The following is a 14,809-nucleotide window of genomic DNA, read 5'->3' as shown; positions in this document are numbered from 1 at the left end:
GGGATCAGGCTCCCGCGGACGTCAGTGCGCTCTCAAGCCCGGCTTCGACGGCTGCTATCGCCGCTTCCGCCTGGCTTGCGTCGCTGCCGCCGGCCTGCGCCATGTCGGGACGACCGCCGCCGCCCTTGCCACCGAGCTTGTCGGCCGCGATGCGCACGAGATCGACCGCGGACACGCGGCCTGTCAGATCCGGCGTCACGCCGACGACCACGGCGGCCTTGTTGTCCTCGCCCTTGTTGATCAGCACGACGATGCCGGTCCCCAGCTGTGTCTTTGCCTCGTCCACAAGGCCCTTGAGATCCTTCGGATTCAGCCCTTCCACCACACGGGCGGACAGCTTCACGCCGGCAATCTCCTTCGGCCCGGCACTTTCGCCGCCACCGCCGCCCATGGCGAGCTTCTTGCGCATTTCGCCCAGCTCGCGCTCAAGCTTGCGCCGCTCGTCCACGAGCGCCGTAACGCGGGAGGCGACATCGGCGGGCGCGACCTTGAGCGCGTTCGCGGCCTCGCGCAGGCGCTCGTCCTGCTCGGTGAGATGATGACGCGCCGCAGCGCCGGTCAGCGCCTCCACACGTCGGACGCCGGCCGCGACGGCTCCCTCGGACACGAGGCGCACCAGGCCGATATCGCCGGTACGCCGGACATGGGTGCCGCCGCACAGCTCCAGCGAGTAGGTCTTTCCGGCCTTGTCGCCCTCAAGCGCCGTACCCATGGAGACAACACGCACCTCGTCGCCGTACTTCTCGCCGAACAGCGCCATCGCCCCTTCCTCGATGGCATCCTCGACGCCCATGAGGCGGGTTTCCACCGCGGAATTCTGCAAGACGATCTCGTTGGCCAGATCCTCGACCCTGCGCAGTTCCTCCTCCGACATCGGCTTGGGATGAGAGAAGTCGAAGCGCAGGCGAGACGGGCTCACGAGCGAGCCTTTCTGTGCCACATGGGTGCCGAGCACCTCGCGCAGAGCCTCATGCACCAGATGGGTGGCGGAATGGTTCGCGCGGATCGCGCCGCGGCGCGCGCCGTCGACGACAAGCTCCAGCGCGGCGTCGCGCGTCAACGAGCCGGACACGACCTTCACCTCGTGAACGAACAGACCGTCCGCCTTCTTCTGGGTGTCGGTGACCTGAAGCTCGACGCCCTCGCCCTTCATGACGCCCGTGTCGCCGACCTGGCCACCCGATTCCCCGTAGAAGGGAGTCTGGTTCAGGATCACGAGACCGGTGTCGCCCTCGGCGAGCGTCTCCACTTCCTTGCCGTCGGACACGATGGCCAGCACCACTCCCTCGGCCTTTTCTGTCTCGTAGCCCAGGAAATCCGTCGCCCCGCAACGGTCCTTGACGGCGAACCAGACCGCATCGGTCGCCGCCTCGCCGGAGCCGGACCAGGCCGCGCGGGCTTCCGCCTTCTGGCGTTCCATGGCGCTTGCAAAGCCGTCGGTATCAACGGCAATGCCGCGGGCCCGCAGCGCGTCCTGGGTCAGGTCGAGCGGGAAGCCGTAGGTGTCGTAGAGCTTGAAGGCGGTCTCGCCATCCAGTTCGCCACCCTCGGAAAGATCGGACGTTGCCGTCTCCAGAAGACCGAGGCCGCGCTCGAGCGTCTTGCGGAATCGCGTCTCCTCGAGCCTCAGGGTCTCGGTGATGAGCGCCTCGGCGCGGCCAAGCTCCGGATAGGCACGCCCCATCTCACGGATGAGCGCGGGAACCAGCTTCCACACCAGAGGCTCGCGCGCGCCAAGAAGATGCGCATGACGCATGGCACGGCGCATGATGCGCCGCAGGACATAGCCACGCCCTTCGTTCGACGGCAGCACGCCGTCGGCGATCAGGAAGCTCGACGACCGCAGGTGGTCGGCGATAACGCGGTGGCTGGCCTGGGCAGCGCCCTCGGCCTCGACGCCGGTCGCGTTCACCGACGCGGAGATCAGCGCCCGGAAGAGGTCGATATCGTAGTTGTCATGCACACCCTGCAGGACGGCAGCGATGCGCTCCAGTCCCATGCCGGTGTCGATCGACGGGTGCGGCAGGTCGTGACGCCCCTCGCCCGTCTGTTCGTACTGCATGAACACGAGATTCCAGATCTCGATGAACCGGTCGCCATCCTCCTCGGCGGAGCCCGGAGGTCCGCCCCAGATGTGATCGCCATGATCGTAGAAGATCTCCGAGCACGGACCGCACGGACCGGTGTCGCCCATGGTCCAGAAGTTATCGGAGGTCGGGATGCGGATGATGCGATCGTCGGAAAGGCCGGCGATCTTCTTCCACAGTGCATGCGCCTCGTCGTCCTCGGAATAGACGGTCACGATGAGCCGGTCCTTGGGAAGACCGTACTCCTTCGTGATGAGGTTCCAGGCCAGTTCGATCGCGCGATCCTTGAAGTAGTCGCCGAACGAGAAATTGCCGAGCATCTCGAAGAACGTATGGTGACGCGCGGTGTAGCCGACGTTGTCCAGGTCGTTGTGCTTGCCACCGGCACGCACAACCTTTTGCGCGGTTACGGCGCGATCGTAATCGCGCTTTTCAAGGCCGGTGAACACATTCTTGAACTGGTTCATGCCGGCGTTGGTGAACATCAGCGTCGGATCGTTACGCGGAACGAGCGGGCCGGAGGACACCACCTGATGGCCGTTCTTTGCGAAATACTCGAGAAACGCCGACCGGATTTCGTTTACACCGCTCATAAAGCCGTCCAATGCTCCCTGGCTCGACGGGTCCGTGCGCGCCCTGCCGCACACCGCTTCCGCCGCTCTCGCCATGCCCAATATCTCGGGCCGCTTTTAGCTTTGCCCCGCCGACAAGTCCAGCATTGCAGGCGTCTGCCGGTGGCAGAACGCAAGGCGCCCGGCCTTCTCCGCACACATCGTGCCGAAGAAAACCGGGCGCTCGACTTTTCAGCAGGAAAGTCAGGCCATCGACGATGGCCTTCCCTTGCGATCACTCGTCGACGACACCGTCCTCATCCGCATGGCCGGAGGGGTCGGTGATACGCTCGGCGATGAGGCCGGCGTTCTGGCGGATCGCCAGCTCGATTTCGTTCGCCGCCTCCGGGTTGTCACGCAGGAACTGCTTTGCGTTCTCACGTCCCTGCCCAAGCCGCTGGCTGTTGTAGGAGAACCAGGCACCCGATTTCTCGACGATGCCGCCCTTGACGCCAAGGTCGATCAGTTCGCCCATCTTCGAAACGCCCTCGCCGTAGATGATGTCGAACTCGACCTGCCGGAACGGAGGCGCAAGCTTGTTCTTCACCACCTTCACGCGGGTCTGGTTGCCGATCACCTCGTCGCGGTCCTTGATCGCGCCGATGCGGCGGATGTCGAGACGCACCGAGGCATAGAACTTAAGCGCGTTGCCGCCGGTGGTCGTTTCCGGCGAACCGAACATCACGCCGATCTTCATGCGGATCTGGTTGATGAAGATGACCATGCATTTCGAGCGCGAGATCGAGGCCGTGAGCTTGCGCAGCGCCTGGCTCATCAGACGCGCCTGCATGCCCGGCAGGCTGTCGCCCATCTCGCCGTCGAGTTCCGCTTTCGGCGTCAGCGCGGCGACCGAGTCGACCACGAGAACGTCGATCGCTCCGGAGCGCACCAGCGTGTCGGCAATCTCGAGAGCCTGCTCGCCAGCATCGGGCTGCGAGATCAGCAGGTCGTCGATGTTGACGCCCAGCTTCCGGGCGTAGACCGGATCAAGCGCATGCTCGGCATCGATGAAGGCGCAGATACCGCCCTTCTTCTGTGCCTCGGCAACCGTGTGAAGCGCCAGCGTCGTCTTGCCCGAGGACTCGGGCCCGTAAATCTCGATGATACGCCCGCGCGGCAGACCGCCGATGCCAAGCGCGATGTCGAGCCCGAGGGAGCCGGTGGAGACCGTCTGAACCTCGACGACCTGCCCCTGGCCCATGCGCATGATGGAGCCCTTGCCGAAGGCCCGTTCGATCTGCGAGAGCGCGGCGTCGAGCGCCTTGGTTTTGTCCATCTGAATGCCTTCGACCAAGCGGAGTGAGTTTTGCGACATGCGAGACATCCTTATTTCACGCCGGCGGCGGCGTTTCAAACCGCGCTTTTGTACCACCTTTGTTCTCATTCGGCAAATCGCATCGAGATATTGAATCAAAACGTTGATTTGTCTTTTGTTCTTTATTCGTTCAGGATCTGGGGACAAGTTTCGGGACACGCGTTTGGCAGCCCGGCGCGACAAGTCCCGTCTTCTCGAAGAATCACCTCCCCTTCTCGTGCGGCTTTCCCATCGGGCACACTCGTGTCATCAAGACCGGCCATTTCCTGTCTCCGGGCCCCGCCATGACCGTCTGCTGTTTCGGTGCCATTCATCTCGACACGCTCGTGCATGCCTCCCGTGCCATCCGGCCGGAGACCTCAACACCCGGCGCCTTCTCCACGCGGCCTGGCGGTGTTGCGACCAACGTGGCGCGCGGGCTGGTGCGCCTCGGCAGTGAGGTGTTCCTCGCCGGCGCGCTCGGCAACGACCCGGAAGCGGGTGTTCTTCGCGACTGGCTGGCACGCGAAAGGATCCGGCTTCTTGAGGTACGGCGCGAAGATGCCCCGACCGGCCGGTACATCGCCCTTCACGACCCGGATGGCTCCTTGCCGGCGGCGGTCGTGGACGCGCGCATCACCGACACGCTCGATGCCGGAGCCTTTGGCGCCGACATGGCTGCCGCAAGCTCCGCCTCCCTCTGGTTTCTGGATGCGAACCTTCCCGAAGAGGTCCTTGACCGGCTTTGCACCACGGCGGGGTCCCGGCGGATCGCCGCCGACGCGGTCTCGCGGGCAAAGGCCGGGCGTCTGCGGCCGGTGCTGCCCCGCCTCGACATGCTTTTCTGCAACAGGGCCGAGGCACAGGTGATCCTCGGCGAGGAGAACGGCGCCCGGAAGCTGCCCGGGACACGACACCTCGCGACCGCACTGGTGCGTGCGGGCGTACGCGCCTGTCTCGTCAGCGACGGAGGGGCCGACCTCGTGGTGGCAACAGCCGACGGATGCTTCGGCATTCCCGTTCCGCAACCTGAACGCATTCACGATGTAACGGGCGCAGGCGACGCGCTCGTGGCCGGCACGCTGCGCGCGGTCGAGACCGGCCTCGACCTCCCGTCCGCGGCCGCCTGCGGTCTTCGTGCGGCGGCCCTCACGCTGGCATCGCCCGGTGCCGTGTCGGACGCGCTTTGCTGGTCGGCGATCGCCCCTCCGACACCCGCCTCGACAGCCGGGGCCCGGAGGTCCTATAAGCCCGGGCCGTCCGGCGCTCGCCGGACACCCGCCAATGGAGACCGGACATGAGCGAGAAGACCTCGGGCACGCGCATCGGACCACATGTCTCCCGCGAAGCGCCTCCGGTGCTCTACAGTGAAGAGGTTGCCCGCGCCAGGGACGAGGGGCTCCCCATCGTCGCTCTGGAATCGACCATCGTCACCCATGGCATGCCGTGGCCTCGAAATGTGGACACCGCTCGCCAGGTCGAGGCCGACATCCGCGCGGAAGGGGCGGTTCCGGCCACCATTGCCCTGCTGGACGGACACCTGCACGTCGGGCTCTCGGACGGCAATCTTGAACGTCTGGCCCAGGCGCGCGGCGTGATGAAGTGCTCGCGGGCCGACCTCGCCTTCGCGCTCGCCTCCGCCCGCCCGGGTTCGACGACGGTCGCCGCGACCATGATGGCCGCCCATGCGGCCGGCATCGAGGTCTTTGCCACCGGAGGCATCGGCGGCGTTCACCGGGGAGCGGAGGAAAGCTTCGACATCTCCGCCGATCTCGAGGAGCTTGCCCGCACGCCGGTCTGCGTCGTCGCGGCCGGTGCAAAGGCGCTTCTCGATTTGCCGAAGACGCTTGAGGTGCTTGAAACCCGTGGCGTGCCCGTCGTGGCTTTCGGAACCGACGTCTTTCCCGCCTTCTGGTCGCGCGACAGCGGTCTCGCCGCGCCTTACCGGCTCGACACGGCGGAAGAAATCGCCCGGCTTCTGGCGATGCGTGCGGCCTTTCCGGGACACGGCGGCATCCTTGTCGCCAACCCGGTGCCGGAAGCTGCCGAGATCCCCTCCGACGAGATTGCCGGCGCGATCGAGACGGCCGTCTCGGAGGCGGCCCGGCGCGGTGTCGCGGGCAAGGAGGTCACCCCTTTCGTGCTCTCCATGATCCTGGAACTCACGCAAGGACGCAGCCTGGAAACCAACATCGCGCTCGTGCGCAACAACGCGCGCCTCGCGGCCCGCATCGCCCTCGCCCGGGTGCAAGGCTGACACGCCGGTCGCTTGGATGGTGCAACCTCATGCGGGAATGTGCTTAACTCGCCTCGCCGTCCCGGTGCGCCTGTCACGATGAAGTCGCGTTTGGCGGTGACAACTGGGTGACGACGCATGCGCGCGGGGCCGCCCGCGCGGGAGAGTTTCCAACCGGATACACTGGTTGCATCGCGATTTTGCCGGACAGCCTGGTCCGGTCTTCTTGTGGGACGCCCGATGGGTCCCGGATCGGCGCACGCGCAAGGCGGCGCAGCTTGATATGGCGGAGACGGACATGTCGAATACGGATATGGCAGAGACGACCCCTGCAAATCTTCCCTCGCCGATGCAGTATCTTGATCGGGCCGTCGGCGCCCTGCGGGATCTCGGCCTGATGCCCGACAGCACCGCCGAGGCGCCGATCAACGCGCTTCTGGAGAAGATCTCCGACCTCTCGCCCGACAAGGTCGCGGTCATCACCCGGACCCTCGGGCAGGCGCAGACCTTCAACGAGGTCGTGCGCAACGAGATCCAGAGCATGTCCATCGGCGAGCGCTACGAGGCGATCACCGAAGCGTTCAACTCCATCCGCGACGATGCCAAGGGCATGGTCGACCAGCTCTCCGACGGCAAGATCTCCTTCATGGAGAGCCTGTCCAACAAGTGGCGCGACATGACGCGCGGCACGATTTCGGACCGTTTCGGCAAGATTCGCGACACCTATGTAGACGTGGCGCGTGACACCAAGGACCAGATCGAGCGCGAACAGCGCATCCTGGACGCCTATCGTGACTTCCGCGGCGCCCTGAAACAGGCCGAGGTCCTGGCGCTTGAGGTGCTGAACACCGCGACCGCGAAGCTTGAGGGCGCCAAGGAGGCGCTCGAGAAGGCGAACGCCGCGGTCGAGGCTCATGACGGCGCCGACGCCGCTGCCAAGGCCCGCCTCGAGCTTGCCCGCGACGAGACCATGCGCGAGATGCAGGATGAGGAGAAGCGCTACCAGATCGCCAAGGACCTCTCCGATAACCTGACGATCGGCTACAACACGTCCGAGGTCATCATGGCCCGGCTAATGCAGACGACGAACGCCAAGGAACGAGTCTACGCACAGGCCGTCAGCTTCTTCTCCACCAACGATTCGGTGCTGACCGCGCTCAACGCGTCCTTCACCGGCCTGCAGGGACTGCATGAGTCGACAGAGACCCTGAACGCCATGAAGGAAGGCGTGTCGAAATCTCTCGAGACACTCGCCGAGATCGGTGATGCGGTACAGGAAGCGGCGCTCAAGGCGGGTTACGGCCCCACCGTCCAGGCGGCGGCGGTCAAGAAGCTTGTCGATTCCGTGATCACATTCCAGGTCAATTCGCGCGAGATCATCACCGAGATGCGCAAGATGTCGACGAAGAACTCCGAAGAGATCCGCGATGCGGTCGAGGACGGAAAGCGTCGCCTGGCAAAGCTCGCGGCCAAGGGCAACGCGCTGAACGCGTGATCCCGATCCGGTCCGGCCAGCCCCTACTCGGTACGATGGCCAAGGGACCGAACTGAACGAAAGAGCCGGCCCCGGGTTTTCCGGGTCCGTGCCGCTCGCGCCTCTCCGGGCATGACGGGCTCAACAGGAAGGACGGCATGGGTTCCGACAGCGCATCCACCAGGCCACCGCTGGATGATCTGATGCTGGCGATGGACGTCGTCGACACGCTCCGGCACGACGAGAGGATCGCCCTCAGGGAACTCGACAGCGACCATCGCGACCAGGCGATGATCGAGCGCCTGCGCCAGATCTACAAGAGCCAGGGCATCGAGGTCTCCGAACGCATTCTTTCCGACGGCGTCGAAAGCCTGAAGGAAAACCGGTTCGTCTACTCGCCGCCAGCTCTTGGCGTCTCGCGAACGCTGGCGACGATCTATGTCACCCGGGCGAAGTGGGGGAAGATCCTTCTCATCGTCCTCGCCCTTCTCCTTGCGGCCTTCCTGGCCTGGCGGTTTCTGGTCGTCGCGCCACGCGAGCGCGCGGCGGAAGCCCTGCGCGTGGAGCTGAGCCAGACGCTGCCGGAAAGCTACACCGAACTCGAACAGCGCATCGCAGCCCTCGCATCCGTTCCCGAGGCGGGCGAACGGGCACAGGCGATCGCAGCCGACGGACGGGCCGCGGCGGCGCGCGGCGACGCGACGGCGGCAAGGGCGGCCCTGGCCGGCCTTCAAGCGCTCGAGGCACGGCTCCTGGAGACCTATCAGGTGCGCGTCGTTTCGCGCCCCGGCACGCCGACCGGCGTGACCCGCATTCCGCAGGCGAACCGGGCCTCGCGGAACTACTATCTGGTGGTCGAGGCCATCGGCCCGGACGGCACGCCCCTTTCACGCGAGATTACCTCAGAGGAAGACGGCGAGGCGGAGGCCGTGACGATCTGGGCCCAGCGCGTGCCGCAATCCACCTTCGAGGCGGTCCGGCGCGACAAGGAGGACGACGGCATCGTCCAGAACGCTGTTCTCGGCGCCAAGGAGCGCGGACAACTGGAGCCGGACTGGAACATGCCGGTCGATGCCGGAGCGATCACCCGTTGGTAGACGCGGCAGGAACACCTGAAGGGGCGGGACGGCAGACATGGTAAGCGGACGCCAGACGCTGGGATCGATCGAGCGCACGCTCGGCGAACTTCGCCAGGAAGAGACTGTGATGAAACGCGCGGTCGAGACGGCCATGGCCGACATTGCCGACCTGCGCCGCGCCGAACTGGACGCCTATCGCGAGCTTGCGCGCTTCCGCTTGCGCGATGGAGGCGAGCACGCCTTCGGCCAGCGCATCGATCGCGACGAGGCGGAGGCACGCAAGCGCCTGGAGCAGCGCGACCTCGCCCTGTCGGACCTGCGCGCCCAGCATGCCGCGCTTGAAGCGGAGGTCGCCTCCCTCACCGACGAGCGACGCAAGCTGACACGGGAACGCGACGCGGCAAGTGACCGCCTGGACAATATCCTCGAGGCGGTGGACGCGCGGCTCGCCGACGATCCGGAGTACGCCGCCCAGCGCGAGCGCGCGGATGCGGCCCGGGCAACCGCCGAGGCGGCCCGCGAGAAGGCCCGCCGCGCGGCCGAGGATCGAGCCGAGAAGGGCAAGGCCTACGAAGGCGATCCGCTGTTCGTCTATCTCTGGCAACGCGGCTTCGGCACCTCATCCTACGGCTCGTCCGGCGTGGTACGGATGCTCGATCGCTGGGTCGCCGGGCTGATCCGCTACGACGACGCAAGGCCCAACTACGCGATGCTGGTCGAGATCCCCGAGCGTCTCGACGTCTACGCCAGCGAGCGTGAAACGGAGGCCAGGGCGGAACGGGAGCGTCTGGGCGCGCTTTCGCGCCAGGCAGCCGCCGAAATTGCAGGCGAGGACCTCGCGGCCACGATCGACGCGGCCGAAGCCAAGATCGAGGAAATCACGGCCCGGCTGGAGGACCTCGAAACGGAACTCGCCGAGGTGGTGCGTCGCGAACAGCCCTTCCTCGTCGGCGAAGACGCGGATTATCGGGGCGCGGAGGAAGCGCTTCTGCGCTCGCTGCGCTCCGAGCAGCTCTCAACGTTGTGGAAGGAAGCCCGCGCCACACCCTCCCGCGAGGACGAGGCCATTGTCCGGCGCCTTCAGGATCTCGATGCACGCATCGGTCAGGCGGCACTGACACTGGAAAACGATCAGAGCGCCCTGCGCGACCTGGAACGGCGGCGAGGTGAACTGGTCAAGGTCGCGCGGCAGTTCCGCACCCGCCGGTACGATACGTGGGATTCGACCTTCGACGACGACAGCCTGACAGGGGTGCTGCTCGGCGAACTCGCCAGGGGAACGCTGTCGGGCTCCGACTACTGGGCCAAGGCAGAGAAAGCCCGCCGCCGCCGGCCACGTCACGGCAACCGCGTCGGCTTTCCCGGCGGAATCGGCCTGCCCGGCTCCATGGGAGGCGACAGCGGCGGCTTCGGCGGAGGCGGTTTCTCGGGCGGCGGCTCCTTCGGCGGTGGCGGTTTCGACACGGGCGACACGTTCTGAAACCATTTTCGCGTCCGCACGTTGTGCGGATGCGCGCTCCTGCAGGGTCTGTTAATCTGGCCGGCACATGCTGGGCCGCACCGGGTGCGGATCGTTCGCCCCTCCGCCCGCATGTGAGTGTCCGCCAGGAGATGAATTCGACATGTACCTTCGCCTGACCGTCGTCCTTGCCGCCGCGCTGGCCATGGCAGCCTGCCAGTCCGGACGACGTACGAACATCGACACCGCCCCCAAGCAGGCGGTCCTGACCGTCCCGGCGGGCGCCCAGTCGATCAAGGTCGCCGCCAATACGGAAACCGTACGTCAGACCATCGTCGCCAACGCCATCGAACGTGGAACGGCAATCGCCCAGAACCAGCCGAACATGGTGGTTCTCGAGCGCACGGTCACCGGCGCGAATCCGGCCCTCGACAGCGAGTTCGGCCCCTCCGACAACGGGCCGCGCAAGTTCCGCATCCGCGTGCGGTTCCAGGGAGCCGGCTGCGATACCTTCGTGGTCCAGGACGTTGCTGTCGTGAACAACGCCGGCACCGCGCTCGAGCAGGTCTTCACCCTGACCCAGCCGCAGTACAATCCGCGTGACAGCCTCGTCGGCCTCAAGACCAAGGCCGAGGCCTCGGCCTCCTGTATCTGAGGCGCGACAGCCCGTTCAGGGCCGTCCTGACGCAACAGCCTTCAGAAAGACGAAAGGCCCCGCCATTGGCGGGGCCTTTCTGTTGTTCCGTGCAACCGGGTCCGACCTGTCGCCGGCCGGGATCGACTGAGAGCCTCAACCCGCCAGAACGTCCTTCACGACGGTGGCAAGCTGCTTCAGTGTGAAAGGCTTGGGCAGGAAGGAGAACTTCTCGTTCTCCGGAAGGTTCTTCTCGAACGCGTCCTCGGCATAGCCCGAGACGAAGATGATCTTGAGGTCCGGCTGGGTCTTGCGCAGCTCCCGCAGCAGCGAGGGGCCGTCCATTTCCGGCATGACCACGTCCGAGACGACCAGATCCACCTCGCCGCCGGTCTCTTCCATGATTTCCAGGGCCTCGGCACCGCTGGAAGCCTCATGCACGGTGTAGCCGCGGGAGGTCAGCGCGCGGGCGGCGAAGGCGCGCACCGCTTCCTCGTCCTCCACCAGGAGGATTGTCGCGGAGCCGGTAAGATCGGTAAGCGGCGTTTGCTCGACCGGACGAGCCTCCACCTGCTCCGACTCGTCGCGGACGTGCCGTGGCAGGAAGATGCGGAACGTGGTTCCCGCTCCCATTTCGCTGGAGCAGAAAATGAAGCCACCGGTCTGCTTCACGATGCCATAGACGGTGGAAAGCCCGAGCCCCGTTCCCTTGCCCACGTCCTTGGTGGAGAAGAACGGCTCGAAGATCTTTTCCATGACCTCCGGTGTCATGCCGGTGCCGGTATCGGTCACCTCGACAAGGACATACTCGGCCGCCGGCATGCCGCGCGTGTTGTCGAAATCACGCGACTGCTCCTCGCTCACGTTGAGCGTGCGGATGGTCAGCCTTCCGCCCTCGGGCATGGCATCACGCGCATTCACGGCAAGATTGACGATCACCTGCTCGAGCTGGTTCAGGTCCGCCATCACCGGCCAAAGGTCGCGCCCGTGCACGACGCTGAGTTCGACCTTCTCGCTCAGAAGCCGGTCGAGCAGGATCGACAGGTCCGCCAGAACGTCGTTGAGCGCCAGTTCCTTCGGCCGCAACGTCTGCCGGCGCGAGAACGCCAGAAGCTGGCGCACGAGCCCGGCGGCACGGTTGGCGTTCTGCTTGATGTTCATGATGTCCTGGAAGGACGGATCGCTCGGCCGATGGCTTGCAAGCAGGAGGTCCGAGAACCCGATGATCGCCGTCAGGACGTTGTTGAAGTCATGCGCCACGCCGCCGGCAAGCTGGCCGATGGCCTGCATCTTCTGTCCCTGGGCGAACTGGGCCTCGAGTGCCCGCTGGGCGGTGGTCTCGAGCACGTAGACGATGGCGACGTCGCCGTCCTCCTCGCCGTCACGCACCGCGGAGACATAGACCGTGGCGCAGCGACCGTCCTCGCGTTCGTCGAGACGCACCTCGATCGGGGGAATCTCGCTCTGCCCGTCGGCGGCGGAGGCGAGTTGCTCCGCAAGCCGCTGCCGCGAGCCCGGCGCCACGAGATCGACCAGCTTCACCGTCCCCGCAGCCCCGTCGGATGTACCGAACAGCCGCACGAAGGGCGCGTTGGTCTTGTGAATGTTTCCGTCGCGCAGGATCGAGGCGATCGCGATCGGCGTGTTGTTGAAGAAGCGTGCGAAGCGGACCTCGGACGACCGCAGCGCCTCGGCGGAATCCTCGCCGCGCGACCGGTTGAGAACGATGGTACGGCTCTCGCCGGCCCGTCCCTCCGGTCCGAAGGGAACCCTGTGCAGGATCCGGACGGGAACGCCGCGCCCGTTGCGCGCGACCAGGTCCAGATCGAAGCTCTCGTTCTTAACCTCGCCCGGACGCCCCTGAAGCGACAGCAGGAGTTCCGCGCCATCACCGCGAATGAAATCTCCCAGCGACAGCGCCCCGGCCTCGAACTGCACGAGATCGTAGCCGAGCCAGTCGGCAAGCGTGGCGTTGATGTAGACCACCCGTCCGCGCCCGTCGCAGGAGAAGAAGCCCGCCGGCGCATGGTCCAGGAAGTTGATGACGCGCTGCAATTCCTGGAAGGAGGTTTCCTGCTCGGTACGGTCGCCGGAAATGTCGGCGACCTGCCAGACGGTGGCAACGCGCCCGCCACGGCCACCCTGCTCCATCTTCAGGGGGCGTACCCCGACCCGATACCAGCGCGGCTCGCCGTCGTTCCGTCCAAGCGGATGCGGAAGACGGATCTCCTCTTCTCCCGTGGCTTCGTCGGCCACCGCCCGCGACAGCCGGAAAATCGTGTCGGTTGCGGCGGGGTCGGCGGAAAACACGCGCTCCACGCCGCGCACCTCGGCCGCGCTCTGGGCGCCGATCAGCCGGGCATAGGCCGCATTGGAATAGACGATGCGTCCGTCACGCTCGCAGATAAGGACGCCTTCGGCGAAGGAATCGAGAAATGCCGCCGGCAGCGGACTGGCCGGCGCGCGGCCGGAAAATCTCAGCAGACCGATTGCTCCGGCAAAGAGCGAAAAGATGCCGACCACCGAAAGGATACCGAGAAGGGCAAGCACATAGGGTTGCGCCTGGTCCCTGGGCATGAGCGCCAGACCAGCGACCGCCGCCACGAGCGCAAGCGCCAGGACGATCAGAAGCCAGATACTTCCCGTACGTTCCGGCCGCTCAACGGCCGCATCCCGAACCACCGGTTCGATGTCGTTCATGCCAACCCCCGAAGGCAGCAGCCACGTCCCGGCAGGACCTCCGGCCGCGCACACCTGTCAGATCTCCAGCGCTCAGCCTGCCGGTCATCCCGGTCTTCGGGCCGGATACGGCGTCTCCTCTTGGAGAATGCGTCCCGGCACGTTCCGGGACGAGTCGTCAGCCGCGCCAGGATTTGCGCTCCCGCATTCGATAAACGAAACCGATCACTTCCGCCACCGCGCGATACTGGTCTTCCGGCACTTCCTGCTCGATCTCGATGGTCGCGAAAAGGGCGCGGGCGAGCGGCGGGTTCTCGATGACCGGCACCTCGTTCTCCTTCGCCACCTCGCGAATGCGCAAAGCAACGCGGTCCGTTCCCTTCGCGACGCAGACCGGCGCCTGCATGCCGCTTTCGTATTTCAGGGCCACCGCATAGTGGGTCGGGTTGGTGACGACCACGGTGGCGTCGGGAACCGAGGCCATCATGCGCTTGCGCGAGCGCTCCATGCGCAACTGCCGGATCTTGCCCTTCACCAGCGGGTCGCCCTCGGACTGTTTGTACTCGTCCTTGATCTCGCGCTGGCTCATCTTCTGCTTGTCGAACCATTTCTTGCGCTGCCACACGTAGTCGAGTGCCGCCACCACGGTCATGACGCCAAGAACGGCCATGACAAGCTGCAGCACGAGATCGCGCACCTCGATCAGAAGCAGTCCGGTCTCACGCAGGATCATCGTGTCGATCTCGGCGCGATGGGGCCATATGACAGCAACCATCAGCCCGCCCACGACGAAGATCTTCACCAGCCCCTTGGCAAAGTTCACCAGACTTTCGGAGGAGAACAGACGCTTGAACCCGGCGACCGGAGAGATCTTCTCCAGCTTCGGCTTCATGCGTTCGGTGGTCCATATGAGGTTGTGCTGGATCATGTTGCCGGCCACCGCCAGCAAGAGCAGGAGCAACAAGGGGAAAGCCAGGATCGCGGCCACCTTGAGGCCGGTCGTGCGCCAAAGATCGGTCAGCGCGGCACCGTCGACCGGAATGTCGTGGGCATGGACCAGATAGCCGCGCAGCGTCGCGTAGAGACTTTCCGCCGTGGAGGGGGCGAGCATGGCGATCACCAGCCCGGTGCCCAGCATCGCGAACCAGGTCGAGACCTCCTGGCTCTTGGCGACGTCGCCCTTTTCGAGCGCATCGTCGAGCTTTTTTTGCGTGGGGTCTTCTGTCTTTTCGGCGTCGTCCTGCTCGGCCATCGCC

The 14,809-nt window shown here is 65.7% G+C and carries 10 protein-coding genes; 6 read left to right on the top strand and 4 right to left on the bottom strand.

All coding sequences use genetic code 11. The features are described 5' to 3' along the window. Nucleotides 1-4: 4 nt before the first annotated feature. Both alaS and recA read right to left on the bottom strand, forming a co-directional pair. A complete protein-coding gene (alaS, locus tag ACYX4S_RS04400; RefSeq protein ID WP_476362033.1) occupies nt 5-2,680 on the bottom strand; it encodes an alanine--tRNA ligase in 2,676 nt (891 codons plus the stop codon). A gap of 253 nt (nt 2,681-2,933) precedes the next feature. After that, the gene (recA, locus tag ACYX4S_RS04395) at nt 2,934-4,013 is read right to left on the bottom strand and encodes a recombinase RecA (RefSeq protein ID WP_476362032.1); all 1,080 of its coding nucleotides are present in this window, start codon (nt 4,011-4,013) and stop codon (nt 2,934-2,936) included. A gap of 284 nt (nt 4,014-4,297) precedes the next feature. Between recA and ACYX4S_RS04390 the strand changes: the two genes are divergently transcribed. From ACYX4S_RS04390 to ACYX4S_RS04365, 6 genes are all read left to right on the top strand, one after another. Further along, nucleotides 4,298-5,293 carry a PfkB family carbohydrate kinase gene (locus tag ACYX4S_RS04390; protein WP_476362031.1) on the top strand — a complete coding sequence of 332 codons (996 nt, stop codon included), beginning with the start codon at nt 4,298-4,300 and terminating at the stop codon, nt 5,291-5,293. Then, nucleotides 5,290-6,249, top strand: a complete 960-nt coding sequence (locus ACYX4S_RS04385) for a pseudouridine-5'-phosphate glycosidase (protein WP_422069352.1) — start codon at nt 5,290-5,292, stop codon at nt 6,247-6,249. Before ACYX4S_RS04390 ends, ACYX4S_RS04385 begins: the two co-directional genes overlap by 4 nt. Before the next feature lie 277 nt (nt 6,250-6,526). Then, a complete protein-coding gene (locus ACYX4S_RS04380; RefSeq protein WP_293719819.1) occupies nt 6,527-7,723 on the top strand; it encodes a coiled-coil domain-containing protein in 1,197 nt (398 codons plus the stop codon). Nucleotides 7,724-7,860: 137 nt separating this feature from the next. Then, on the top strand, nt 7,861-8,799 hold the full coding sequence (locus ACYX4S_RS04375; RefSeq protein WP_476362030.1) for a DUF6384 family protein: 939 nt from the start codon (nt 7,861-7,863) through the stop codon (nt 8,797-8,799). A gap of 37 nt (nt 8,800-8,836) precedes the next feature. Continuing rightward, entirely contained in the window at nt 8,837-10,261 is a 1,425-nt protein-coding gene (locus ACYX4S_RS04370) for a coiled-coil domain-containing protein (protein WP_476362029.1), read from the top strand. 142 nt (nt 10,262-10,403) lie between these two features. Further along, the gene (locus tag ACYX4S_RS04365; protein ID WP_476362028.1) at nt 10,404-10,895 is read left to right on the top strand and encodes a hypothetical protein; all 492 of its coding nucleotides are present in this window, start codon (nt 10,404-10,406) and stop codon (nt 10,893-10,895) included. A gap of 135 nt (nt 10,896-11,030) precedes the next feature. Here ACYX4S_RS04365 and cckA read toward each other — a convergent pair whose 3' ends face one another. Together cckA and flhB are read right to left on the bottom strand one after the other, a co-directional pair. Then, a complete protein-coding gene (cckA, locus tag ACYX4S_RS04360; RefSeq protein ID WP_476362027.1) occupies nt 11,031-13,574 on the bottom strand; it encodes a cell cycle histidine kinase CckA in 2,544 nt (847 codons plus the stop codon). Nucleotides 13,575-13,731: 157 nt separating this feature from the next. After that, complete coding sequence (flhB, locus tag ACYX4S_RS04355; RefSeq protein WP_476362026.1) at nt 13,732-14,805, bottom strand: flagellar biosynthesis protein FlhB; 1,074 nt, start codon at nt 14,803-14,805, stop codon at nt 13,732-13,734. Between the last annotated feature and the right edge of the window lie 4 nt (nt 14,806-14,809).

The sequence above is a fragment of the Stappia sp. ABD4_338 genome (assembly GCF_056312175.1).
The sequence above is the reverse complement of the archived record's forward strand: the minus strand, read 5'-3'. Positions and strand labels throughout refer to the sequence as shown.

Coding starts and splice junctions, on each gene's coding strand:
- ACYX4S_RS04370 (WP_476362029.1), top strand. CDS start 8,837: ATGGTAAGCGGACGCCAGACGCTGGGATCGATCGAGCGCACGCTCGGC.
- ACYX4S_RS04375 (WP_476362030.1), top strand. CDS start 7,861: ATGGGTTCCGACAGCGCATCCACCAGGCCACCGCTGGATGATCTGATG.
- ACYX4S_RS04390 (WP_476362031.1), top strand. CDS start 4,298: ATGACCGTCTGCTGTTTCGGTGCCATTCATCTCGACACGCTCGTGCAT.
- flhB (WP_476362026.1), bottom strand. CDS start 14,805: ATGGCCGAGCAGGACGACGCCGAAAAGACAGAAGACCCCACGCAAAAA.
- alaS (WP_476362033.1), bottom strand. CDS start 2,680: ATGAGCGGTGTAAACGAAATCCGGTCGGCGTTTCTCGAGTATTTCGCA.
- ACYX4S_RS04365 (WP_476362028.1), top strand. CDS start 10,404: ATGTACCTTCGCCTGACCGTCGTCCTTGCCGCCGCGCTGGCCATGGCA.
- cckA (WP_476362027.1), bottom strand. CDS start 13,574: ATGAACGACATCGAACCGGTGGTTCGGGATGCGGCCGTTGAGCGGCCG.
- ACYX4S_RS04385 (WP_422069352.1), top strand. CDS start 5,290: ATGAGCGAGAAGACCTCGGGCACGCGCATCGGACCACATGTCTCCCGC.
- ACYX4S_RS04380 (WP_293719819.1), top strand. CDS start 6,527: ATGTCGAATACGGATATGGCAGAGACGACCCCTGCAAATCTTCCCTCG.
- recA (WP_476362032.1), bottom strand. CDS start 4,013: ATGTCGCAAAACTCACTCCGCTTGGTCGAAGGCATTCAGATGGACAAA.